The 23326-nt window shown below is 71.8% G+C and carries 18 protein-coding genes; 10 read left to right on the top strand and 8 right to left on the bottom strand.

The features are described 5' to 3' along the window. The first annotated feature begins 168 nt into the window (after window positions 1-168). From ACG83_RS33320 to ACG83_RS33310, 3 genes are read left to right on the top strand one after another with little or no spacing between them, the layout of a single operon-like run. Window positions 169-750, top strand: a complete 582-nt coding sequence (locus tag ACG83_RS33320) for a hypothetical protein (RefSeq protein WP_152991591.1) — start codon at window positions 169-171, stop codon at window positions 748-750. Continuing rightward, window positions 743-4840 (top strand): TIR domain-containing protein, encoded by a 4098-nt coding sequence (locus ACG83_RS33315; RefSeq protein ID WP_054570216.1) that lies wholly within the window; start codon window positions 743-745, stop codon window positions 4838-4840. Before ACG83_RS33320 ends, ACG83_RS33315 begins: the two co-directional genes overlap by 8 nt. Next, window positions 4837-5349 (top strand): toll/interleukin-1 receptor domain-containing protein, encoded by a 513-nt coding sequence (locus tag ACG83_RS33310; protein ID WP_054570215.1) that lies wholly within the window; start codon window positions 4837-4839, stop codon window positions 5347-5349. Before ACG83_RS33315 ends, ACG83_RS33310 begins: the two co-directional genes overlap by 4 nt. 63 nt (window positions 5350-5412) lie before the next feature. On the opposite strand, the gene ACG83_RS33305 is transcribed toward ACG83_RS33310, so the two are convergent. From ACG83_RS33305 to ACG83_RS33290, 4 genes are all read right to left on the bottom strand, one after another. After that, window positions 5413-6165, bottom strand: a complete 753-nt coding sequence (locus ACG83_RS33305; protein WP_054570214.1) for an ABC transporter permease — start codon at window positions 6163-6165, stop codon at window positions 5413-5415. After that, window positions 6165-7142 (bottom strand): ATP-binding cassette domain-containing protein, encoded by a 978-nt coding sequence (locus tag ACG83_RS33300; RefSeq protein ID WP_116437439.1) that lies wholly within the window; start codon window positions 7140-7142, stop codon window positions 6165-6167. The genes ACG83_RS33305 and ACG83_RS33300 overlap by 1 nt, the downstream gene beginning before the upstream one ends. Before the next feature lie 32 nt (window positions 7143-7174). Next, window positions 7175-7855: a PadR family transcriptional regulator gene (locus ACG83_RS33295; RefSeq protein ID WP_054570213.1), complete on the bottom strand. Its 681-nt coding sequence runs from the start codon at window positions 7853-7855 to the stop codon at window positions 7175-7177. A 125-nt stretch (window positions 7856-7980) separates the two neighbouring features. Continuing rightward, window positions 7981-9018, bottom strand: coding sequence for a ferredoxin--NADP reductase (locus ACG83_RS33290; RefSeq protein WP_054570212.1), 1038 nt, complete (start codon window positions 9016-9018; stop codon window positions 7981-7983). Window positions 9019-9172: 154 nt separating this feature from the next. On the opposite strand from ACG83_RS33290, the gene ACG83_RS33285 reads away from it, so the two are divergent. The 3 genes from ACG83_RS33285 to ACG83_RS33275 are packed head-to-tail and all read left to right on the top strand — an operon-like array spanning window position 9173 to window position 12618. Continuing rightward, a complete protein-coding gene (locus ACG83_RS33285; protein ID WP_054570211.1) occupies window positions 9173-10621 on the top strand; it encodes a class I adenylate-forming enzyme family protein in 1449 nt (482 codons plus the stop codon). After that, complete coding sequence (locus tag ACG83_RS33280) at window positions 10599-11543, top strand: acyl-CoA dehydrogenase family protein (RefSeq protein WP_054570210.1); 945 nt, start codon at window positions 10599-10601, stop codon at window positions 11541-11543. The genes ACG83_RS33285 and ACG83_RS33280 overlap by 23 nt, the downstream gene beginning before the upstream one ends. Then, window positions 11530-12618: an acyl-CoA dehydrogenase family protein gene (locus tag ACG83_RS33275; protein WP_054570209.1), complete on the top strand. Its 1089-nt coding sequence runs from the start codon at window positions 11530-11532 to the stop codon at window positions 12616-12618. The genes ACG83_RS33280 and ACG83_RS33275 overlap by 14 nt, the downstream gene beginning before the upstream one ends. A gap of 157 nt (window positions 12619-12775) precedes the next feature. Here ACG83_RS33275 and ACG83_RS33270 read toward each other — a convergent pair whose 3' ends face one another. After that, the gene (locus tag ACG83_RS33270; RefSeq protein ID WP_054570208.1) at window positions 12776-13540 is read right to left on the bottom strand and encodes an SDR family NAD(P)-dependent oxidoreductase; all 765 of its coding nucleotides are present in this window, start codon (window positions 13538-13540) and stop codon (window positions 12776-12778) included. A gap of 203 nt (window positions 13541-13743) precedes the next feature. On the opposite strand from ACG83_RS33270, the gene meaB reads away from it, so the two are divergent. Further along, entirely contained in the window at window positions 13744-14661 is a 918-nt protein-coding gene (gene meaB / locus ACG83_RS33265; RefSeq protein WP_054570207.1) for a methylmalonyl Co-A mutase-associated GTPase MeaB, read from the top strand. On the opposite strand, the gene ACG83_RS33260 is transcribed toward meaB, so the two are convergent. Next, a complete protein-coding gene (locus ACG83_RS33260; protein ID WP_054570206.1) occupies window positions 14645-15358 on the bottom strand; it encodes a TetR/AcrR family transcriptional regulator in 714 nt (237 codons plus the stop codon). The genes meaB and ACG83_RS33260 overlap by 17 nt on opposite strands. A 372-nt stretch (window positions 15359-15730) precedes the next feature. Between ACG83_RS33260 and ACG83_RS33255 the strand changes: the two genes are divergently transcribed. The 3 genes from ACG83_RS33255 to ACG83_RS33245 all read left to right on the top strand — a co-directional run bounded on the left by ACG83_RS33255 (window position 15731) and on the right by ACG83_RS33245 (window position 19382). After that, window positions 15731-16522, top strand: a complete 792-nt coding sequence (locus ACG83_RS33255; protein WP_006540696.1) for an enoyl-CoA hydratase — start codon at window positions 15731-15733, stop codon at window positions 16520-16522. 128 nt (window positions 16523-16650) lie between these two features. Next, the gene (locus ACG83_RS33250) at window positions 16651-17877 is read left to right on the top strand and encodes a CaiB/BaiF CoA-transferase family protein (RefSeq protein WP_054570205.1); all 1227 of its coding nucleotides are present in this window, start codon (window positions 16651-16653) and stop codon (window positions 17875-17877) included. Between the two features lie 290 nt (window positions 17878-18167). Next, the gene (locus tag ACG83_RS33245) at window positions 18168-19382 is read left to right on the top strand and encodes an ABC transporter substrate-binding protein (protein ID WP_054570204.1); all 1215 of its coding nucleotides are present in this window, start codon (window positions 18168-18170) and stop codon (window positions 19380-19382) included. 74 nt (window positions 19383-19456) lie between these two features. Here the strand turns inward: ACG83_RS33245 and ACG83_RS41720 are convergent, their stop codons facing one another. Beyond that, complete coding sequence (locus ACG83_RS41720) at window positions 19457-22360, bottom strand: toll/interleukin-1 receptor domain-containing protein (protein WP_063793288.1); 2904 nt, start codon at window positions 22358-22360, stop codon at window positions 19457-19459. A 139-nt stretch (window positions 22361-22499) separates the two neighbouring features. Beyond that, a complete protein-coding gene (locus tag ACG83_RS33235; protein WP_054570203.1) occupies window positions 22500-23321 on the bottom strand; it encodes an acyl-CoA dehydrogenase family protein in 822 nt (273 codons plus the stop codon). Window positions 23322-23326 lie beyond the last annotated feature (5 nt).

Genomic DNA, 23326 nt, shown 5'->3' with positions numbered 1-23326 from the left:
ATCATATCCGTGCAATGACCGGTCCATTGAATGGACCGGGAACTGTCCTCGGTCGCCTTCTCCGTCCAGTCTCGGTCTGTCAGGCAGCCGGCCGCCGTGATTTCGGCCGGGATCACTGTTTCTGGAACGGCCGTGAGTGGAAGGCCGCCGATGCCGAGTGGAGGAACCATGCCGGGCCGAATGCGCACAGGCCTGACCGCGGTCCTGGCCGCGGTGGCGCTCGTCCTGCTGGGCGCGTGTGGCTCCTCGGACGAAGACAACAGCAGTCGCGGCGACAGCTCCTTTCTCGATCCCGGTTCGGACAGCGGTGTCTCCGCCGATCCGGGACCTGGCTCCGGCGTCGGTTCCACCTCGGGCGACGGCGGCAGGACCTACACGCTCTCGGTCAGCACCGAGGGAGGCGAGGTCCTCGTCGAATCCTCCCGAGGGACGGTCCGGTGCCCGCCGAACTGCACGTTCCAGGTGGCGTCCGGGCGGCAGATAACACTTGTCGCGACGGAGCCCACCTCCGAGGTCTTCGGCCGGTGGGAGGTCACCGGCGCGGGGCGGGGCAGGGACACCTGTGCGGGCACACGGTCGCTCTCGTGCACGATCACGATCACCGGTGATGTGACCGCGCTGGCCCGCTACGGCGCGCAGCCGGACCCGGTCACGGAGCCGGCGGACACCGCGGGCCCGGACCAGGCGTCGACGTCCGGTTCCGATGCGAGCCAGGAGCCGGGGACGTCAACGACGTCGCAGCATGGCTGACGGGGACCGGATCTTTCTCAGCTATGCGGAGGCCGACCGCGAGTGGGTGGCCGGCTACCTGACGCCCGCTCTCGGGCTGCGCGCCGACCAGGTGCTCACCGCCGACCAGTTCCCACCGGGCGAGCCGGTTGTCACCGCGTTCGAACAGGCGGTACTCGGCAGTCGCGCCACCGTGGTGGTGCTGACTCCGGCGTACCTGACCGACAGATGGGCTCTGCTCGCGGAGCTGCTGGCCTCCTACCAGGACATCGCCGTCGACGGCACCGGTGCCGTCGACGGGGCCGCCGCCCGGGTCGTCCCGGTGCTGCGGGAGCCGTGCGACATCCCGCTGCGCGTCGGCTTCCGGGTCCGGCTCGACTTCACTGATCGCAGCCGTTGGGAGGCACAGGCCGCCCGGCTGCGGGCGTTCCTCGCCCAGCCGGAGCCACCGGTGGCCGAGGAGATCCGCTGCCCCTACCCGGGCCTGGCTCCGTTCGGCCGGACGCACACCCGGTTCTTCCACGGTCGTGATCGCGAGATCTCCGACCTGCGGCGGCGGGTGCGGTCGCAACCGTTCACCCTGGTCGTCGGTCCGTCCGGCTCGGGTAAGTCATCGTTGGTCCTCGCCGGTCTGGTGCCCCGGCTCGGCGCAGACCCGGACCGGTGGCTGGTGCGGACGCTGCGGCCAGGCGCGGCACCGATGTCAGCCCTCACCGGGGCGCTGGAGCTCACGCGGCGGGGGCCAGCCGCGCAGCTGTCGGTGCCGGCCGCCTCGGCGGTGGCAGGTGTGCTTGCCGGCCGGGTGCCGTCCGACGGTGAGGTGCCGTCCGACGGTGAGGTGACCTCCGACGGCGAGGCGCAGCCGGCGGGCCGGCTGCTGCTCGTCGTCGACCAGCTGGAGGAGGTGTTCGCCCAGGCGCCGGCGGACGCCCGGGCCGCCTTCCTGGCCACGCTCGTCGAGCTGCGCGGCGTCGAGTCCTGCCGGGTGGTCGCGACGCTGCGGGCGGACTTCTACCCGGAACTGATGACCAGCCCACTGTGGCCGCTCGACCTGGGCGAACGAGTCGAGATCGCGCCGCTGCGAGGGGCGTCGCTGCGCGAGGCGATCGTTCGGCCGGCCGGCGACGTCGGCGTCCAGGTGGACCGGGGCCTGGTCGAACGCCTGATCGCCGATGCGGCGGACGAGCCGGGCTCGCTGCCGCTGGTGCAGGAGACGATGGCCACCCTGTGGGACGAGCGGGACCGCCGGCTGCTCACCCTCGCCACCTACGATCAGCTGGGCACCGACGGGCGCGGGGGCCTCGCCGCCGTGCTCGCCCTCCGCGCGGACGGGGTGCTGGCCGGGCTGACCCCGGCGCAGCGTGCCGTCGTCCGCCGGGTTCTGCTGCGCCTGGTCCAGCCGGGCGACGGCCGTGGCGACACGCGCCGTCAGCAGCCGGTGTCCGTGCTGCGGGCTGTTGACGAGGATCCGGCGGTGTTCGACGTCGTCCTCGCCCGGCTGCTCGATGCCCGGCTGCTGACGCCGAGCGGTGACAACAGCGGAGCGCAGCGGTGCGTCGACCTCGCGCACGAGGCCCTCATCGCGGGCTGGCCGATGCTGCGCCAGTGGATCGACACGGCCCGCCAGGACCTGCTCGTCGCGCGGGCGCTGGCCCGCGACGCCGAGCAGTGGTCGACCGGTGGCCGTGACGACAGCGACCTCTACCGGGGGGCTCGGCTCGCCGCCGCCGCGGACTGGGCCACGGCGAACAGCGCGGAGCTCAACCGGCTCGAACGGGACTTCCTCCACGCCGGTCAGGCCCGCCAGGCCGGTGAGCTCGCGGCAGCGCGGCGCACGAACCGGCGGCTGCGCTGGTTCGCGCGGGGACTTGCCGCGTTCCTGACGCTGGCGATCGCCGCGTCGGGGCTGGCGGTCGCGCAGTCGGTGCGGGCTGGCAGGCAGGCCGATCTGGCCGCCGTGCAGAGCCGCGCGGCGCTGTCGCGCCAGCTCGCCGCCCAGGCGGTCGCGGCCCAGACCAGCCAGGTCTCCCGAGCGCTCCTGCTCGCCGCCCAGGCCTCCCGTGTGGACGACACGGCCGAGGCGCACAGCGCGCTGCTGTCCGCGCTGCAGAACAGTGACCCACGCCTGGTCAGCGTCCTCGCCGGTAGCGGCGCCGGCGGATCAGCCGGCGTCGCCGGACCCGTCGGTGCCGGTGTGCCGGTGCGCGCGGTCGCGGTCAGCCCGAACGGGCGAACGGTGGCGACCGGCTCCGAGACGGGCACGGTGACCTGGTGGGACGCCGACCATCAGCGCCGGGCGGGTGCCACGGCGAGCGACCAGCGAGACGCGATCCAGGCCCTGGCCTTCAGCCCGGACGGCCGGACGCTCGCCTCGGGCAGCCTCGACGGCACGACCCAGCTGTGGGACGTGGCCGGCGGGCGCCCACTCGGACCGCCGCTGCGTGCCGCGCAGGACTCGGTGTGGTCCGTCGCGTTCGGCCCGGGCGGCGCCGTCCTGGCGGTCGGCGGCGGAGCCCGCGACGGCCAGAGCGCGGGCGGCCAGAGCGCGGGCGGGGTGGCCACGGTCTGGGATGTGGCCCGGCGCGTGCCGGTCGACTCCTTCGAGCTGCCCGGCGCCACGCCGGTGGCCGCCGTCGCGTTCAGTCGCGACGGTGCCGCGCTCAGCGCGGCCGGCCTGGACGGGGCGGCGAGCATCCGGGACCTGACCTCGCACCGCACCCGGGTCGTCCAGCCTCCCGCGGGAAGCTTCACCGCGGCCGCGCTGGGGGCCGACGGACGAACGCTCGCCCTTGGCACCGACGCCGGCCTGGTCGAGATGTGGGACATCACGGCGGGGCGGCAGCTGCTGCCGCTGCGCGCCGACCATCTGGACCTGGTGGAGGACGTCGCGGTCAGCTCCGACGGCCGGCTCGTCGCCGCCGGCGGCGTGAACCACACGGTCGTCGTCTGGGACACCAGCACCGGCAGCATGGTCGGCGACCCGCTGCGCGGGCACGCGGCAGGCCTGGAGTCGGTCGCCTTCGGCCCGGACGGGCGCACCGTCGTCTCGGGTGACGGGGGCGGCAGCGCGATCCACTGGGACCTCGCCGGCCGGCCGGGCGGGCGGGCACCACTGACCGGCCACCGGGCCGCTGTGTGGGGCCTGTCCGTGAGCCCGGACGGGCGCCTGCTCGCCACCTCCTCCGATGACGGCACCGTCATGCTCTGGGACGTCCGCGGTGGAGGTGGGCGCGCGGTGTTCCACGGCAGCGGGCAGACGCAGGCCCTCGCGTTCACGCCGGACGGCCGCTGGCTGGCTGTCGGCCAGGGCGGAGCCGTCGCCCTGTGGGAGGTGGCGGGCGACCACACGGTCCGAGCGGTGCCGACGGGAACGACGGCGGGCACGACGGCCCTCGCCGTCAGCCCGGACGGCCGCTGGCTCGCGGCGGGCACCAGCGACCGCACCGTACTGCTGTGGGATCTGTCCGAGGCCCACCCCGCCGGCCGGCGCCTGCCCCCGCACACCGGCACGGTCACCGGGCTGGCGTTCAGCCCCGACGGGCGCATGGTGGCCTCCGCCGGCCTGGACGGCATCGTCGCGCTGTGGGACGTCGGCGCCGGCCGGTCCGCCGGCACGTTGGGCCGGGTGGGTGATGCCGGCCTGCAGAGCCTCGCCTTCGACCCGGCCGGCCGGATCCTCGTGACCGGCGACGAGCACGGCACCATCAGGAGCTGGGACGTGGCCCGCCGGCAGCCCCGGCAGAGCGCGCTCGCGGCGCACGCGGGGCCGGTCTACACCGTTGCCGTCAGCGCCGACGGGCGCACCGCCGCGACCGGCGGAGAGGACGGTCTGGTCGTGCTGTGGCGGCGCGACGACACGGGCCGCTGGTACCGCCTCGACGAGCCGCTGCGGGGGCATACCGGCGCGGTCACCAACGTCGCGTTCGCTCCCGACGGCCGCACCCTCGTCTCGGCGAGCTTCGACCGGACGGCCCGCCAGTGGGACGTCGATCCCGAGTCGTGGCGGCGGCGCGCCTGCGCGATCGCCAACCGCGACCTGACCCGCACAGAATGGAGCCAGTTCGTGGGCGAGAACCTCAGCTACGAGTCGACCTGCGGGTTCACCCGGTGACCCGGCCGACCTCGGAGGGCCCGGAGGGCTTGGAGGGCACAGGGAGCGCGGGGAGCGTCCAGGGCGCGGCCGGTGCGCCGGACCTCCCGTACGACGTGTTCGTCAGCTACCGGCACCGAGAGCCGGCGCTGTCCTGGGTTCGCCACCGGCTGGTTCCCGGCCTGCGGCAGCGGGGCCTGCGGGTCTGCCTCGACGTGGACTCGTTCCGCCTCGGCGCACCGCTGGTCCTGGAGATGGAGCGCGCGGTGGTCGAAAGCCGGTGCACCCTGGCCGTCCTCACGCCCGCCTACCTGGACGGCACCTTCACCGAGCTGGAGAACGTGCTCGCCGAGCATCTCGGCCTGGAGACGGCGCAGCGCAGGTTGATCATGGCTCTGCGCGAGCCCTGCGAGCCGAAACTGCGGCTGCGGGCCCGGATGTGGCTCGACCTCACCGCCGACGACGAGCTCGAGGCAGGCTGCGACCGCCTGGCAGGTGAGATCCGCTCCCTACAGCCGCCACCGCGGTAGGTCCGGGCCGTGGCCGCGCGGTTCCGGGCGAGTACGGCGGGTCGGGGCGCGGCCCGCCGGCGCTCAGGCGCTCTGGCGCTGGAAGACGCGCGTTCCCCACAGCGCCAGCAGACCTGTCAGCGCCACGGTGACCAGCGTGCCCACCCACACGTGCTGGTCGCCGAAGTCGCCGCGGAACAGCGCGCGGCTGGCGTCGACGACGTAGCTCAGTGGGTTGGCCTGGGAGGTGTGCCGCAGCCACGCCGGCGCCAGCGACATCGGCAGCAGCACCCCGGACAGCAGCAGCAGCGGCAGCGAGACGCCCTGGACGAACGGGGCGAACGCGTCCTCGTCCTTCAGGATCAGGCCCATCGCGTAGGACGCGGCCGAGATACCGAGGCCCAGCAGGCAGACGAGGACGAGCGTCGACGCGACGCCGCTCCACGAGGCGCGCAGCCCGAACGGCAGGGCGACGACGACCAGCAGCAGGGCCTGGACGGCCGTCACGACCATGTTGCTCAGGGTCCGGCCGAGGATGAGGGAGGCGCGGCTGGCCGGGGTGACCCGCTGCCGTTCGATCACGCCTTCGCGCAGCTCCTGGATGATGCCGAAACCGGCGAAACCCGCACCGAAGATCGTCAGCTGGAGCAGCAGGCCGGGGACGAACACCCGCCAGGCGTCGTCGCCGCCGAGACCGCCGCCGGTGACGTTCTTCAGCAGCGGGCCGAACAGCACCAGGTAGATGATCGGCTGGGTCAGGCCGAAGAAGACCCACACCGGATTGCGCAGCAGGACGCGCATCTGCCGCTGGAAGACGACCCAGATCTCGGTTCGCATCAGGCCGCCGCCTCGTCGCGCAGGGTCCGGCCGGTCAGGGTCAGGAAGACGTCGTCGAGCGTCGGCCGCTCGACGCTGATCGAGGTCGGGCTCAGGCCGGCGGCGTCCAGGCCGCGCAGGATCGGCGCGACGGCGACCGTGCCGTCGTCGACCGTCACGTGCAGCCCGGTGTCGGTGGCGACCAGGTCGCGGATCGGATGCGCCTCCTTCACCACCGCCTCGGCGCGGTCGCGGGCCTGCAGGTCGGGCAGGCCGAGCCGGACGACGTCACCGGAGACCCGGGACTTGAGCGCGGCCGGCGTGTCGTTCGCGACGATGAGGCCGCCGTCCATGACCAGGATGCGGTCGGCGAGCGCGTCGGCCTCGTCGAGGTAGTGGGTGGTCAGAACGACCGTCACTCCCGCGTCGTCGCGCAGGGAGCGGATGTGCGTCCACAGGTTCGCCCGGCTCTGTGGGTCGAGCCCCGCAGTCGGCTCGTCGAGGAAGACCAGCCGCGGCCGGTGCATCAGGCCGATGGCCACGTCGAAGCGGCGCCGCTGACCACCGGACAGCTCCAGCAGCGCGCGGCCCTCCAGACCGGCGAGGTCGAGCCGCGGGGCGAGCTCCGCGACACGGTCCCGCGCATCCGCCGCGGACATGCCCTGCAGCCGGGCCTGGGTGACGAGCTCCTCGCCGACCCGCAGCCCCGCGCTGGGCGCCGCGCCCACCTGCGCGACGTAGCCGATGCGCCGCCGCACCTCCCGGGCCTGGCGGACCAGATCCAGGCCGGCGACCGTCGCCGTGCCCGAGCTCGGGAGAAGCAACGTGGTGAGCATGCGCAGGGTGGTGGTCTTGCCGGCGCCGTTGGGACCGAGCAGACCGACGATCTCGCCTGCGCGGACGTCGAGGTCGATGCCGCGGACGGCGTCGAGGGGACCGGTCTTCGTCTTGAAGGTGCGGGTGAGGCTCCGCGCCTGAATCAGATCATCCGCTGCCACGGGCGCAGCATCACACAGGGGTCGACGATTAGTCAAACTTGAGTAAATGGAGCCTCGTCATTGCCGGAAGTTGCCGGGCTGTCGGGGAGCGGGCCCGGACCGGTGGCGCGGTCGGGCCCGGGGGCGGAGAAGCCGGGATCGCCGGCGAAGCAGTACGCGCCGGCGCGGATCCTGCGGATGAACTGGCGGGCCCAGGTGATCTCGGCGCGGATCCGGCCGGTGGTGAAGTCGAAGATCTCGCGCACGTGCTCGGGGATCCCGCCGTCGGCGCCGGTGGCCCCGTCGACGATGGAACCGCGGGTGAACGCGGCCTCGGCCAGCTCCGACTCCAGGGCGGTGACGCGCGACTGCAACGCCCGGACGAGCTCGTCGCGCGGCATGAAGAGCATCAGGCACAGGGCGGGGATCAGCGGTTCCGCCGGGCGGCGCACCGTCCACCACGCCTCCCGCAACAGCAGGGTGAACTCCTTCTCGCCCTCCGGGGTGAGGACGTAGGCCGTCCGCTCCGGCCGGTTGCTCTCGCTGTCCCGCGCGTGCACCGCGATGCACCCGTCCCGTTCCAGGGTTCGGATCGCGCCGTAGACCGAGCCGGGACGGACGTTGGCCACCTCCTCGAGCCGCCAGGTCACCAGTTCGCGGCGCACCTGGTAGCCGTGCACGGGCTGCATGATCCGGATCGCACCGAGGACGAGCAGACGGGTTGCTGAGGACATCCGCCTATGCTAGTCAATCTTGACTAAGTGCTGGGCCTCGGTCCGACCCGGGTGCCACCGCACATCCGCGCACCGCCGTGCGCAGCGCGTCGGCGGAGACCTCCGCGCCTGCGCCGGGCGGGACGTCACTCGTACCGGACGACCGCCGAGGCCGAGTCCGGGACACCCTGGCAGGTGAGCACGTAGCCCTCCTCGATCTCCTCCTCGGTGAGGGCCTCGTTGACGCGCATGGTCGCCGTGCCCTCCACCAGCTTGGCGATGCAGGTGGCGCAGGTGCCGGACTCGCAGGAGAACGGCGGGGCGAGCCCGCCGCGCCGGGCGCTCTCCAGGAAGGTCTCACCGGGCCGCCGGGGCACCGAGATCTTCTTGTTGCGCAGGATGATGGTGACGGTGCCCTCAACCTCCGGCACGGCGTTCGCCGCCCCGTCAGCCCCGTCAGCCCCGTCAGCGTCGTCGGACTCGGGGGCGATCACCGCGGCGGCGCCGAAGCGCTCGGTGAAGACCCTGCCCGGGCCGGGAAAGGCGTTCTCGACGAGGTCCATGAACGGCTCGGGGCCGCACACGTAGACGTCGGCGTCGGTGTCGGTGCCGACGAAGGCCAGCACGGCGGCGGCGTCGAGATAGCCGCTGTCGCTGTCGAGGTGACGCACCACGGTGAGCCGGTCGGGATACCGCGCGACCAGGTCGGCCAGGGCGGCCTCGAAAATCATCGAGGGCGCGTCCCGGTCGGCGCACAGCAGCCGGACCTCACGCTTCGTGCTGGCGAGAGCGCTTTTCGCCAGCGAGATGACCGGTGTGATGCCGCTGCCGCCGCAGAATCCCAGCAGCGGGGCGTCGTTGTCCTGCAGGCAGAACACGCCGAACGGCCGGGTGATCTCGACTTCGTCACCCGCGGCGACATTGTCGATGAGCCAGTTGGAGACCCGCCCGCCGGCCACCCGCTTGACGGTCGTCATCAGCTCGGTGTCGGTCTCGGGCGCGCTGGACATCGAATAGGAGCGCAGCAGTTCCTCGCCGTCGATCTCGACCCGGAACGTGCAGAACTGGCCGGCACGGTAGGTGAACGGGCCGCTGCTCGGAGCGAGGACGAAGGTGCGGGTGTCGGCGGTCTCGCGGATGATCCGGGTGACGGTCGCCCTCTGGAACAGAGGGGGTCTCGGCATCTACGGCCTCCTTCTGGTATGAAGATTCTACTGAGGTGAGAATATAATTTCCGGGAGTGGGAGGGGAGCCTTCCACCGGCGTCTCGGACGTGCTGCTGGCAGCGTGGTGACCATTCGTTTCGATCCGCGTGATGACCGTTCGAAAGGAGCGGCGATGAGTGATCAAGCCGCGCTCGTCTTCGAGGAACGGCAGTACAGCCTGGCACATCTTGAGGCGCTGACCGACGGGATGGCGGGAGCACTGGCGAAGCACGGGGTCCGGGCCGGTGAGCGGGTGGCGCTCATGGCCTCGAACCGACCCGAGTTCGTGCTCGCCGTCCGGGCGGCGTGGCGTCTGGGAGCCGCCATCGTAGCGCTGAGCCCCTCCTGGAAGCAGGCCGAGATCGAGCACGCGCTGGCCATCACCGGTGCCCGCCTGGCCGTCGGTGACCAGGAGCTGCTCGGGAACCTGCTGCCGATGTGGCACCTGGACGAGCCGATCCCCACCGGCGGCGGGCCGTTCCCGGCCACCGACCCGGACGCGGACGCGCTGCTGGTCTTCAGCTCGGGCACCACCGGCCTGCCCAAGGCCGTCCGGCACACGGCGAGATCCTTCGCCACCGCCGTCGGGCAGTGGCGCGACGTGCTGGGCCTGACCGGCGCCGACCGCATCCAGGTGACCACCCCGCCGTCACACATCCTGGGCATCCTCAACATCGTCACCGCGCTGGAGACGGGCGCCTGGTTACGCCTGCACCGCCGCTTCGACCTGGACCTGGTGCTGCGCTCGATCGAGCACGACCGGATCACCGTGGAGATGGCGGTCGCGCCGATCGCGCTGGCGATGGCCTCGCACCCGGCGCTGGAGTCCTATGACCTGTCGTCGCTGCGCTACATCATGTGGGGCGCCACCCCGGTCACCGCCAGCGTCGCCGAGACGGTCACCCGCCGCACCGGCGTCGGCTGGGTGCCCGCCTACGGGGCCAGCGAGCTGCCCGTCATCGCCTGCAACCCGCTGACCGGTGCCCGGCTCGACAGCGTCGGGAAGGCCGCCCCCGGCGTGACCCTGCGCGTGGTCTCCCTGGAGACCGGCGCCGTGCTCGGCCCCGGCGAGACCGGAGAGATCCAGGCCCTTACCGACTCGCTGATGGCCGGCTACCTGCCCGCCGAGGCCACCGCGGACGCCTTCGCCGACGGCTGGTACCGCACCGGTGACGTCGGTGAGCTCGACGCCGACGGGTGGCTGCGGCTGACCGACCGGGTCCGGGAGATGGTCAAGGTCCGCGGGTTCCAGGTCGCCCCCGCCGAGGTCGAGGGTGTCCTGCACGGCCACCCGGCGGTGGCCGACTGCGCGGTGTTCGGCATCCCCGACCCCGCCGACGGCGAGGCCCTGATCGCGGCGGTGACGGTCGCGGCCGGGACAGCTGCGGCCGGGACAGCTGCGGCCGGGCCGACGAGCGCCCCGGTGGACGCCGACGCGCTCGTCGCCTGGGTGGGCGAGCGGCTCGCCTCCTACAAGCGGCCACGCACGGTCGTGTTCGTCGACGACATCCCCCGCCTGCCGTCCGGCAAGGTACTGCGGCGAGTTCTCAAGGAGCGCTATGGACGTACGTCTGACCACTGAGCAACGCGACCTGCGGGACGCGGCCGCGCGGCTGGCCGACGACCTCGGCCCCGGATCCGTGCTGGATCTCGACGACACCGAGCGCGTCGAGCGGCTGGAGAAGGCGGTCGCGGCCACCGGCTGGCGGTCGCTGCGCTCCGACGGCGCCTCCGGGGTGGAGGTCGCCCTCGTCGTCGAGGAGTTCGCCCGCGGGCTGGTCGACGTCCCGCTGCTCGGGCCGCTGCTCGCCGACGACCTGCGCGCGCGGCTCGGGGACGAGGCCGAGGCGGCCGAGCCGGTGGCGCTCGCCGTCGGCGACGAGGCGGTCGACGCCCGCGGTCTGCGCGGCGCGCTCGGCCTGCGCGCGGCCGGCGACGGCGGCACGGGCGGTGTCGGCGGCACGGTCGGCACGGTCGGTGTCGGCGAGCCCGTGTTCGGGATCGACCTGACCCGGACCAACGCCGCGGCCAGCGGGCCCTTCGAGCCGGTCGGCGAGCTCTCCGCGGATGCCGCGCTGCGCTGGCAGGCGCTCGCGCTCACCGTGACGACCGCCGACATCCTGGGCGCGGCCCGCGGCGCGTACGCGCTGGCGTGCGACTACGCCAAGGTGCGCTCGCAGTACGGCCGCACCATCGGCTCGTTCCAGGCCATCGCCCACCTGCTCGCCGAGAGCCTCGCGCTGATCGAGGGCTCGGTGAGCGTGCTGCGCTACGCGGCGTGGGCCGTCGACGAGCTGGAGCCCGCCGAGGCGGTGCGCGCCGGCCAGGTCGCCAAGGTCTACACCGCCCGGGCGGCGCAGACCATCTGCGAGACGTCCGTGCAGGTCCACGGCGGTATCGGCAACACCTGGGAGTGCCTGGCCCACGTCTTCCTGCGGCGCGTGCTGACATCCGGCGCGCTGTTCCCGGTTTCTCTGGAGGAGATCGACCTTGGACTTTCGTGATTCGCCGGAGGAGGCCGCGTTCCGCGCGCGGCTGCAGGCGTGGCTGGCCGAGAACGCGAAGAAGTTCCCCACCTCGGGCGACGAGTACTGGGCGAAGGCGGGGGAGTGGCATCAGGCCCTGCACGCCGCCGGGTTCTTCGGGAGCACCTGGCCGAAGGTGTACGGGGGACAGGAGCTGCCGGCCGTCTACGACGTGATCGTCGACGAGGAGCTGGCCCGCGCCGGCGCCCCGGCCCGGCCGAGCCTGGGTTACCTGGTGATCGGCCTGGGCCGGCACGGCAGCGAGGCGCTGCGTCAGCGGTTCCTGCCCGGGATGATCAACGGCACCGAGCGCTGGTGCCAGGGCTTCAGCGAGCCCGGCGCCGGCTCCGACCTGGCCTCGCTGACCACTACGGCCACCCTGGAGGGCGACCACTACGTCCTGCACGGCCACAAGATCTGGACGAGCTACTCCGACGAGGCCGACTGGTGCCTGGTGCTCGCCCGCACCGACCCGGCCGCGCCGCGGCACAAGGGCATCTCCGGGTTCATCGTGTCGATGCACCAGCCCGGCATCGAGCAGCGCCCGCTGCCGATGATGAACGGGGTGACCAAGGAGTTCGGCCAGGTCCTGTTCGACGGGGCGACGGTGCCGGTCGACCAGATGGTCGGCGCGCCCGGCGAGGGCTGGAAGCTGGCGATGACCGTCGTCGGGCACGAGCGGGAGCCCTCGACGCTCGGCTTCACCGCGCGGTACGGCAAGACCGTCCGCAACCTGGCGGCGACCCTCGACGGGCCGCCGTCGGACGAGCTGCGCTGGGCCGCGGTCCAGACCGAGATGCTCCGGCTGCACGTGCGCCGGCGGCTGTCCGAGCAGCTCGACGAGGTCAGCCACGGCCCGGACGGATCCCTGGACAAGCTGCTGATGACCTGGGTCGAGCAGTCGGTCGGGCACGCCTGCCTCGCCTCGGGCGGTACCCGTGACCCCGAGCTGCTGAGCACCTATCTGTACAGCCGCGCGCAGAGCGTCATGGGCGGCACGTCGCAGATCCAGAAGAACATCATCGCGGGACGGATCATCGGCCTCGAGGTCTGAGCCCGGGCCCGGCGAGGCCTGGGTCGGCCTGGGCGAGACCCGGGCCGGGCGGGTCCCGGCCTGGCCCAGGCCGGGACAGGCGCGGAACCGGCGAGGCCGGTCATCCCGATGCGGCGGCGACCGCCGGGTGGGATGACCGGCCTCGGCCGGGTGCCTGCTACTTGGGCGGGAAGCGCAGCGCGCCGTCGAGGCGGATGACCTCGCCGTTGAGGTAGTCGTTGGTGATGAGCTGCTCGGCGAGCGAGCCGTACTCGACCGACTGGCCCATCCGCTTCGGGAACGGGACCTGCGGGCCCCAGTAGGCCTCCAGCTTGTCGGCGGCCTTGCCGTAGGCCGGGGTGTTGATCGTGCCCGGCGCGATCGCGTTCACCCGGATGCCCAGCGGCGACAGGTCACGCGCGGCGACCAGCGTCATGGAGATGACGCCGCCCTTGGCGGCGGCGTACGCGATCTGGCCGATCTGGCCCTCGAAGCCGGCGATCGAGGCGGTGTTGACGATGGCGCCCCGGGCGCCGCCTTCCAGCGGCTCCTCCTGTGCGATGGCCGCGGCCACCAGCCGGGTCACGTTGAACACCGAGGTGAGGTAGTACGTGATGGTCGTGGTGAAGGCGTCCAGGGCGTGCGGCGTGCCGTCCTTGCCGACGAGGCGCCCACCGGCGGCCGGGCCGCCGTGGGTGTCGACCGAGATCCGCAGCGGGCCGAGCGCCTTGGCCTCGGCGATCGCGGCGAGGATGTCCTCCTCCGAGGTGGCGTCGGTGCGGACGTAGCGAATGCCCAGCTCGGACTCGAGGGCCTTGCCCTTCTCGTCCGCGACGTCGGCCACCACGACCTTCGCGCCCGCGGCGTGCAGGCGGCGGACGGTGGCCTCGCCCAGGCCGCCGGTCCCACCGACGACGAGCGCGGAGTTTCCGCTGATCTCCATTAAGGTTTCCCTCTCTTGCTAGTCAAGCTCTCGCTCTGGAAGACTAACATTCTCATGAATGCGATCCCGATCAGAAATATCGCGTCTTCCGCTGGCTGCCGACCCCGGTTCACGCGGGTTGGCGATCAGACCCGGGGTGCCGGAACAGCCGGCCACGGCACGTGTGCCAGGCGGCGGGCCGATGGATCCCCCGGCGGTCCCCGATGAACATTCTGGAGAATGTCGCCGCCGCGCGCGCTGGTTCACTGCGCGCTGTCGGGCGGTTGCTCAGCATGGCCGAGGGCGCCGGCCGCGGCGAGCTGCTGGCGGTGCTCGAACCGGCCCCGATCCGGGTGCTGGGAGTGACCGGTCCGCCCGGCGCCGGCAAGTCGACCACCATCGGCGCGCTGGTCGGCGCCTACCGGGAACGCGGGCTGCGGGTGGCGGTGCTCGCGGTCGACCCGTCCTCGCCGTACAGCGGCGGCGCGCTGCTGGGCGACCGCATCCGGATGGCGGCGCACACGACCGACCCCGGCGTGCTGATCCGTTCGCTGGCGGCCCGGGGCCACCTGGGCGGGCTGTCCGCGGCCGTGCCGGCGGCGGTCCGGGTGCTCGCCGCACTCGGCTACGACCTGGTGCTGCTGGAGACCGTGGGCGTGGGCCAGTCCGAGATCGAGATCGCCGCGGTCGCGGACCCGACTCTCGTCGTGCTGACACCAGGCGCGGGGGACGCCGTCCAGGCCGCCAAGGCCGGCCTGCTGGAGGTCGCCGACCTGCTCGTGGTCAACAAGGCGGACCGCGACGGTGCCGAGCAGACCGTGCGCGAGCTGCGCCAGGAGACGGACGTGCCGGTGCTGACGCTGGTCGCCTCGCGGGGGGAGGGGCTGGCCGCCCTCCTCGACGCGATCGACGCCCACCATCGGGCGGACACGGCGGCCCGCCGGACGGCCCGGGCGCACGCGCAGATCCTGTCCCTGGCGCAGAGCCGCCTGCGTGAGCATCCCGACCTGGCGGCCCTGGCCGCCGACGTCGCGCACGGCCGGCGCGACCCCTACACCGCCGCCGAGCTGCTGCTGGGCGGCACCGAGGACGCGCGCACCGAGGACGCGCGCACCGCGGGTGTGCTCAGGCCTGGCTCGTAGCCGAGCCCGTCACCGCGCCCGGACCGGCGAAGCCGGAGAAGCAGAACTCCCAGGCCTCGTCGACGGTGATGGGATGAGCGTTCTCACTCGCGGCGACGCCGTTGGACTGGGAGAGGAACATGGCGGTCTGCATCACCATCGCGGCCGCCCGGCGGGGCCGCAGGCCGGTACGCAGCTGACCGGCTTCCGCCGCCCGGGTCATCATCTCGGTGATGAGGGTGAGCAGCGGCGCGTGCGCCACCCGGACCTCGGCCGGATGCGACACCAGCAGCTGGGGGGCGAAGTCCGTGAACAGCGGCCGGCGCTGCCGGGCCTGGTCGGTGTGGCTCTGTTCGAACAGCAGCCGGACGGCGATCTGCAGCTGGTTGACGGGGTCGGGCTCGGTCTCGGTGGCGGCGCGGATCTCCTCGGCCGACTCGCTCAGCGCGTTCTCGAACAGAGCGAGCAGAAGCTCGTGCTTGCCGCTGAAGTGCTGGTAGAAGCTGCGCAGCGACTGGCGGGACCGGTCGACGACCTCCTGGACGGTGAGGTCGAGGGAGCCCTTCTCGGAGATGATCGCCTGGGCGGCGTCCAGGAACTGGACCACCCGCTGCTCGGCCCGGATCTTGGCGGCCCGGGTCGAGCGTTCGACGGCACGCTGCTTCCAGGCAGGCTCTTCCTTCGTCGTGCTCACGGGCAGCTCCGTCTTCTGGGCCATGTATCAGAACGTACTGCACTGGCGCTACAACATTCGGCCAACCGCGGCTGGTAGCCGCACCACAGAGGTGGGAGATGCTGGTTTCGGATGTCGAGAATGTTATTCTCGCACCGGGATGGCCGGGCTGGCTACCGGCGGGCCGGCGTTGGGTGGAACCTGCGACCCGACTCTGGGATGTTGGGAGATCCGAGGCGGTCCAGCGGGCGTCGGAGTGGGTGACGGAGCGGATGACGGGGGCGGCCGAGGCTGGCCGCACCTGGTACATCCGGGTTCGGGCGGGTCGTACGCTCACCTGAACCTCGAAGTCGTCTTGATGGTTCGAGCGCTGCCTGAACTGCGTGCTCGGGCTGCCCCGGAACTGAGGAGCCTGGTGTGTACATCAACTACGAAGTCGCCGACCGGATCGCGACGATCAGCCTCAACCGGCCCGACGCCGCGAACGCACAGAACATGGAGCTCCTGGAGGAGCTCGACGCGGCCTGGACGAAGGCCGCGTCGGACAACGACGTCGCGGTGATCGTGCTGCGCGGGGAAGGTAAGCACTTCTCCGCGGGGCACGACCTGAAGTCCAGCTCACCCGGCCCGGAGAAGATCACCCTGGAGTGGATCTACCAGGTGGAGGCGCGGCGGTACCTGGAGTTCTCGCTGCGGTGGCGCAACGTGCCGAAGCCGTCGATCGCCGCGGTGCAGGGCCGGTGCATCGCCGGCGGGCTGCTGCTGGCCTGGCCCTGTGACCTCATCGTGGCCGCCGAGGACGCGCTGTTCTCGGACCCGGTGGTGGCGATGGGCATCGGCGGCGTCGAGTACCACGGGCACACCTGGGAGCTGGGGCCCCGCAAGGCCAAGGAGATCCTGTTCACCGGCCGCGCGGTCACCGCCACCGAGGCGGAGCAGATCGGCATGGTGAACAAGGTGGTGCCCCGCGAGGAGCTCGACGCGCAGACCCGGGCGCTCGCCGCGCACATCGCCACGATGCCGAGCTTCGGGCTGCGCCAGGCCAAGCGGGCGGTCAACCAGACCCTCGACGTGCAGGGCTTCTACGCGGCGATCCAGTCCGTGTTCGACATCCACCAGACCGGGCACGGCAACGCGCTGAGCGTCAGCGGCTGGCCGGTCCTGGTCAACCTCGACCAGATGAAGTCCGCGATCAAGCAGGCGAACTAGGGTCCTGCCCGGGCCTGGGTCCTGCCCGGTCCGCCCGGCTCGATCCGGCCTGTCCTGCTCCATCCCGCACCGCACCGCACCAGTGCGACGCGTCATCCGACGGCGTCGGCCGAGTTGGAGGAGGCGCCATGACCGCAACGGACGAGCGGGAGCTGCCCGGGCCCGCGACAGGCGGCCGGCGCCCTCTCGAAGGGCTCGTTGTCGTCGGACTGGAGCAGGCCGTCGCGGCCCCGATCGCGACCCGGCACCTGGCCGACATGGGCGCGCGGGTGGTGAAGGTCGAGAACCCGCGCGGCGGCGACTTCGCGCGCCACTACGACGACGCGCTGAACGGCATGGCGGCGCACTTCGTGTGGTGCAACCGGGGCAAGGAGTCGGTGAGCCTCAACTGGACGGACCCACGCGGAGCCGAGGTGCTGGAACGGCTGCTGAGCCGCGCCGACATCCTCATCCAGAACCTCGGCCCGGGTGCGGCGAGCCGCCGGGGCGTCGCCGCCGAGCAGGCGTGCGCCCGCCACCCGCGGCTGATCGCGGTCGACATCTCCGGCTACGGCGAGGGCGGCCCGCTGTCCCACAAGCGGGCCTACGACCTGCTGGTCCAGTCCGAGGGCGGCTCCTGCGCGGTGACCGGTGAGCCGGGCCGCCCGGCCAAGGCGGGCATCCCGCTGGTCGATCTCGCCACCGGCATGTACGCGCTGAGCTCGGTGCTGGCGGCCCTGCACGCCCGGTCGGCGACCGGGCGGGGCTCCGCGATCGCGATCAGCCTGTTCGACGTCGTCGCCGAGTGGATGGGGTACCCGCTCAACTACACCCAGGGGACCGGCGTGGAGCAGGAGCCGGCCGGGGTCGGCTCGCCGGCTGTCGCGCCCTACGGCTCCTACCTGACGGCGGACGGCCAGACCGTCGTGCTGGGAACCACCAACGACCGCGAGTGGCAGCGGCTGGCCCGCCAGGTCCTCGACCGGCCCGACCTGGCCGACGATCCGGCCTTCGCCGGCAACGCCGACCGGGTCCGGGAGCGGGCCCAGCTGGACGAGGTGATCGCGGCCTGGGCGAAGGGCGTCACCCTGGACCGCGCGCAGCAGATCCTGGACGACGCGGAGCTCGGCAACGCCCGGCTCAACGGGGTGCAGGACGTCCTCGACCACCCACACCTGGCCGCGCGGGACCGCTGGCGCGAGATCGACACACCCACCGGCCCCACCCGCGCGCTGCTGCCACCCCCGATCGCGGCCGAATGGGCCCCGCCGATGGGCGCCGTGCCCGCGCTCGGTGCGCACACCGACTCCGTCCTGGCCGAGCTCGGGTACGCCCCGGAGGAGATCACCGCACTGCGCCGGGATCGAGTGGTCTGACGCCGGGCCCGGCGGGCGCTCGGGATGACTCCGCCGGGGGACTTCCGCGCGGCGGACTTCTGCGGGAGACTTCCGCAGGAACCACCAGACTCGGAAGATCGTGTACGGACGGGTGCGCGGTCAGGAATGCGGTCGACTTAATAGAAACCATCTTGTGCGACTGCCCCATAATGTGGCTAACATCATGCTCCGTCATGTGAGTATGAAGATCCGCGTATGTGGGGAGTGTCGGGGCCGTGCTTTGTGGCATCGCCGGGCGCCCCCTCTCGCTCGTCCAGCCTGGGGGAAAGATGCGCACGGGTGGTTTACGGTGCCTGTTATGCGCGGCGGTGGCGGTTCTGCTCGCGGGCGTGACGGGCTGTGCCGCGCAGTCGGGAGCACCGGAGGCCACCGCCGCCGCCTGTGACAGCCCCGGCGTCACGGCCGACCAGGTCCGGATCGGCCTCGTGGTCTCCGACTCCGGCACCGGTTCCCTCGCGTTCTCCTCCGCGCGTGCCGGGGTGGACGCCCGTCTCGGCCTCGCCAACGCCGAGGGCGGCGTGCACGGGCGCAAGGTCGTCTACGACTGGCAGGACGACAAGGCCTCCCAGAGCGACAACGCCCAGGTCGTCAGCGACCTCGTCGACGGAGACTCGGTGTTCGGCATCCTGTCCGTCAGCATCGCGCTCGGCGGCTCGCTGGACAACACGGAGAAACAGGGCGTCCCGGTGGTCGGCCTCGCGGTGGAAAGCTGGGCCCGCTACCAGAACCTGTTCGCCTACGCCTACCAGACCTCCCCCCAGACCGTCGGCCGCTACATCCAGGCCGCGGGTGGCAAGAAGGTCGGCATCCTGGTCACCGGCTCGCAGGACTCCGTCCTGTCGACCACCAACCTCTACCGGGACGCGTTCCGCCAGATCGGCCTCGACAGCACGGACGCCATCTCCTTCGCCAGCGCCAGCTCGAGCCCGCTGCGGGCAGCCCAACAGCTGGCCGCGGCCGGCGCCGACTCCCTGCTGGGCTTCACCTCCGCCGAGGACATGGCCGCCGTGATCGGCGCCGCCCGCCAGGCGAACCTCAACCTCGCCGCGAGCGTCTCGCTCAGCGGCTACGCCCGTTCCACCCTGTCGTCGCTGGGGCGCGCGCTGGCCGGGGTCTCCATTCCCGTGTACTTCCGGCCCTTCGAGGCCGGTGGCGCCGGCCTCGATCGTTACCGCGACGCCATGGTCAGATACTCGCCGGAGACCACGCAGCCCGAGCAGGAGTTCGCCATGTACGGCTACCTGTTCGCCGACATGTTCCTGCGCGGCCTCGACGTCGCCGGCGACTGCCCGACCCGGGACTCGTTCATGACCGGCCTGCGCCAGCAACGCAGCTACGACGCCGACGGCCTGCTCGCACCGATCAACCTGGGCACCAACGCGAAGAACCCGCTCAGCTGCTACGCCTTCGTGAAGGTCAACCCCGCTGGCACCGCCTTCGACGTGGCCAAAGAACGTCTCTGCGCCGACGGCACCACCGGCTGACCTGCGTGAGGGGTGCCGCCGGCGGCACCCCTCGGCGGTCCGGTCACCAAGGCGGCGTTCGTCCCGCTGGCTGGTCAGCGCGGAACGAGTAGCCTCAGGACCTCGCTGACCTCCGGCGGCACGGCGGATCCGTCATCGGACCCGCTCGGACCATGCTGTGTCCGGCCGTCGGCCATGTCGGTCTGCCAGAGAACGTAAGCCCACCCGGACGGTCCACGGGCCAGCGCACGTGCCTGCTGCCGGCACAGGGCCGCCTCTCGGTGCCTGCCCTCCGACTGGCGGATCTCACCGAGGACAACCAGTCCGTCTACGGCGAACCACCTGTACTCGCGGGGGTCGCGGTGGTCGAAGCCGTCCCTGAGAAGCCTTTCGGCCCCGCTTGGATCCTTGATCTGGACCGCCTTTGCGAGGGCGACCCTGGCGGCGAGCTCCTCCTGTATCAGGACCAGGCGCCCGGCTCTTCGCAGGGCGTCCTCCAACAGCGGGATCGCCTGATCAGGCCGGCCACAGGCCACGAGCGCCTGACCCACCAGCCGCGATGCCTCGATCACCGAAGGCTCGTAGGGCCGTTTCAGACGTGTCGCCGCCTGAAGCGAACGCCTGCCGTAGTCGAGGGCCAGATCTGCTCTGCCGTCCCAAAGCGCCAGGTCACCCCGGCGGAGGGCAACCCAGGCTGGTGGAAGGCCACGGTGGTCCAACTGATCGATTGCCCTGAGGACGGACTGTGAGCTCCGACCGGTCTGTCGGAGAATGATGGCCAGATAGTAAAGAGTGATCACCGCCCTGCGCGTGTCACCGGCCTGCGCTGAGAGCCGCAGTGCGACGACCGCGGAGTGGCAGGCATCCTCAAGATCGTCGGTGTACATGAGGATGGAGGCCAGATTGCTCTGCAGGTGTGCGTCGTCGACGTTGGATCTCTTCATCGCGGCACGGAGGAGACCGGCTGCGATCTTGTTCTGTCCGAGCCATTGGTGAGTCAGCGCCGCTTCGTTGAGAATGCCGACGTCAAGGGTGGGATCCTTGACGGCCGTGCCCTCTCCCCAGCCACCCGGAAACAGACGTCCCACCAGTTGCAGCCGTCGCGGGTTCTCCTTCAGGTGACGCATGAGAGGCCCGGACAGGGTTCGCAGGTACAGGCGCGCCGCCTCGTCGCACATGTCAAGGTCGCATAACGCGTTGAAGAGCTCGATCTGTGGTCGGAGGTCGATCAGGTCATAGACGTCGTCCACGGCCGGATCGGGGGCGTCGGAAAACTCGTTCCGTATCGCGCCGAGGACTTTGGAACGGGTGGTGCCGGCGATGGACCGGACCGATCCGCGGACGACCGGATGCATGCTCCAGCGTCGTTCTCCCAGTCCGGACTCGCCGCGTGTCACCAAGGTCAGGGCGTTGAGACGGCCCAGTGCTTCCTCGATCTCTCCATCGTCGATGGGAGGTTCTCTGTCGAGCCTGCCCACGACCCGCCTGACCTCCGCCGTCGTCGGTGATTCGACGAAGGCCGCGACCACTGTTGCGACCGTCCGCTCACTCTCGTCGAGGCGACTTACCAACAGGCTCAGGAATTCCTCGCGGGCCGTGATGGATCCTTCGATCGTGGCCTCTGGTATACCTCGGGCTGCTACGTCTGAGACCAGCGAGGAGGGGTCCACGCGTCCGGTTGCCAAGGCGCTGGCAGCAGTCTGGAGCACCAGGGGATTACCCGCTGAGATGCGCTCGATCTCGCTGCGGAGCAGGGCATCCGCCGGCGCTCCCAGACTGTCGAGAAGATGATCTACGGCGGGCGGTGGAATGGGCGGAAGATCCATCAGCATGACTCCGCGCCGGGAGATCCCTGCCGTGGCCTCGAGCTCCTCGGGCATCAGGCGGGTTGTCATGATGATGCGGGAATCCGCTCCCTCCAGTACCTCCAGAATCAGTCGGCGTATGCGCCCGTCCACCAGACGACGCTCCGTGACGGATACGGGAGTGACCCGTCGCTCGCCGTCCAGCATCGGGCGATGGGGCATCGAACTGTACGCGGCGAGCTGGCGTTCGACACCATCGAGTACCAGGACGACTCGTCTCTCACGTATCAGTGTGAATGCGCGTTCAACAGTCCCGAGGTCGGCTCGCTCGCCCGGGGAGATCGCATCCAGAACCCGCGCGAGCGCCTCGAAGAGCTCGACCGCTCCGCCATCCTCGAATGACCACCACACGACGGCTTCGAGTCTTTTCGGCCGGTGGTCCCCACTCGCCTGGCTGCGGAGGAAGTCCCACGCGAGAGCGGACTTTCCCATTCCTCCGAGGGCTCTGATGACCATGACCCGGTCCGCGTTGGCGGCGGTGTTCTCGACGAACCTGGAGATCTGGTCGGTCTCGACCTGTCGTCCCACGAGTCCGCATGGTGCGGTGAGGAGGGGATATGGGCTGGAATCGACGCGAACCGTGGTGAAGGCCGGTGCCGGCGATCCACCTGTGGCCGCTGGAGAACCGGCGGTCGCCCGGCCGGGGAACCACGGTTGAACACTCGGCCCGGTGCTGCTCTCCTCGGCGTCGACGTCGGGGAAGGGGGGCTCGGCCGGAGGCTTCGCCCGGCCCGCGACCACAACGGCGATCTGGTTGAGGAGGATGGCCTTCGCGTCCTCGTCCGAGAGCTGGAACAGGTCGAAGGAGACTATTCCGCCCAACAGCCCAGGTCGCGGGCAGTCCTCGATGCGGACCGGGACCAGGCGATGTGCCCTGCCCGCCGGATCACTGCGAAAAGCCGCCTGCCATTCCGCCTGGCCGTACACGGATCTCAGGTAGGCGTGCGACAGCAGGACGATCATTCTTTCGGCGCCGAGGATGCCGTCATGCATCCGACTGGTCCAGTGGGACCCCGGCACGAAGTCCCAGGCCTGCAGGAGAACCGAATACCCGGCCTCCTCCAGCTGCCAGGCGACCCACTCGGCCCAGGGACGATCGGGCTGGGTGTAGGAGATGAAGAAATCCCAGTGCATGATCTCTGTAGGCATCCCGGCCGATCCTCGACGTCAGTTGCCAAGGGCCCGTTGGTTCTGGCGCCGTTCCTGCCGAGTGATCATACCGATGGGTCCGCGAGCACGGGAGAGATCCCGGCTCGCCTGGCGGCTGCGCCGGTCAGAGGTTGATCAGGCGAGGGGCCTGGCCCTGCTCGCGGATGTGCGCGCCGGCCTGGCGGGTGAGGTCGCGCGCACTGCCGAGCAGCCCGTCGAGCGTGAGGGCACGCCGCAGGTGATGGTGGAAGTCGTGCTCGGCGGTGAAGCCGATGCCGGCGAGGACCTGCTGGCAGTGGCGGGCGGCGTCCAGGGCGGCCCGGCCGGCCGCGGCCTTGGCGAGCAGGCAGGTGAACGGCTCCGGCGACGCGGTGGCCGCGTTCAGGGTGGCCTCGGCGCCCTCGAGCGCGACGAGGGTCTCGGCGAGCCGGTGGCGGACCGCCTGGAACGACGCGATGGGCCGACCGAACTGGGCGCGGGCCAACGCGTGCTCACGGGCGAGGGCGAGCATCGTCCGGCCGGTGCCCAGCAGCCACCAGCCCAGCGCACGATGGGCCGCGGCGAGGGGGAGCCCCGGGTCGCCAGGCGCCGCCAGGCGCAGCGGCAGCGTCGGGTCGAGGAGATCGCCGGCGCCTTCGGAGGACGGCTGCGCCGCGGGGGCGTCGGCGCGCTCCCAGCGGACCCAGCGGCCACCGGTGAACGGCAGCGTCACGGTGGTGCCGAGCGGCTCACCGCCGGCCTGGGCCACGACGTCGTTGAGGACGGAGGCGTGGCTGCCGGTCTCGCCCAGCAGGGCGAACACCACCGGGATGGCGGTGTCCGGCTCCTCGGTGAGCAGGTCGGCCCAGCCGAGCTCGTCCAGAGCGGCATCCAGGGCGGCCCCGCTGCTGCCGGTCATGGCCTTGCGGAAGGTCTCGACGACCAGGTCGCGTTCGGCGGCGTCCACGGTTA

Origin of the sequence: Frankia sp. R43 (assembly GCF_001306465.1) — a bacterium.
GTDB lineage: Bacteria > Actinomycetota > Actinomycetes > Frankiales > Frankiaceae > Parafrankia > Parafrankia irregularis.
This window is presented reverse-complemented; position numbering and strand designations above follow the sequence as displayed.

Bases quoted from the DNA above. Each gene is read 5' to 3' on its own strand.
- ACG83_RS33320 (WP_152991591.1), top strand. From the start codon at position 169: ATGCCGGGCCGAATGCGCACAGGCCTGACCGCGGTCCTGGCCGCGGTG.
- ACG83_RS33315 (WP_054570216.1), top strand. From the start codon at position 743: ATGGCTGACGGGGACCGGATCTTTCTCAGCTATGCGGAGGCCGACCGC.
- ACG83_RS33305 (WP_054570214.1), bottom strand. From the start codon at position 6,165: ATGCGAACCGAGATCTGGGTCGTCTTCCAGCGGCAGATGCGCGTCCTG.
- ACG83_RS33295 (WP_054570213.1), bottom strand. From the start codon at position 7,855: ATGTCCTCAGCAACCCGTCTGCTCGTCCTCGGTGCGATCCGGATCATG.
- ACG83_RS33290 (WP_054570212.1), bottom strand. From the start codon at position 9,018: ATGCCGAGACCCCCTCTGTTCCAGAGGGCGACCGTCACCCGGATCATC.
- ACG83_RS33285 (WP_054570211.1), top strand. From the start codon at position 9,173: ATGAGTGATCAAGCCGCGCTCGTCTTCGAGGAACGGCAGTACAGCCTG.
- ACG83_RS33280 (WP_054570210.1), top strand. From the start codon at position 10,599: ATGGACGTACGTCTGACCACTGAGCAACGCGACCTGCGGGACGCGGCC.
- ACG83_RS33270 (WP_054570208.1), bottom strand. From the start codon at position 13,540: ATGGAGATCAGCGGAAACTCCGCGCTCGTCGTCGGTGGGACCGGCGGC.
- meaB (WP_054570207.1), top strand. From the start codon at position 13,744: ATGAACATTCTGGAGAATGTCGCCGCCGCGCGCGCTGGTTCACTGCGC.
- ACG83_RS33260 (WP_054570206.1), bottom strand. From the start codon at position 15,358: ATGGCCCAGAAGACGGAGCTGCCCGTGAGCACGACGAAGGAAGAGCCT.
- ACG83_RS33250 (WP_054570205.1), top strand. From the start codon at position 16,651: ATGACCGCAACGGACGAGCGGGAGCTGCCCGGGCCCGCGACAGGCGGC.
- ACG83_RS33245 (WP_054570204.1), top strand. From the start codon at position 18,168: ATGCGCACGGGTGGTTTACGGTGCCTGTTATGCGCGGCGGTGGCGGTT.
- ACG83_RS41720 (WP_063793288.1), bottom strand. From the start codon at position 22,360: ATGCACTGGGATTTCTTCATCTCCTACACCCAGCCCGATCGTCCCTGG.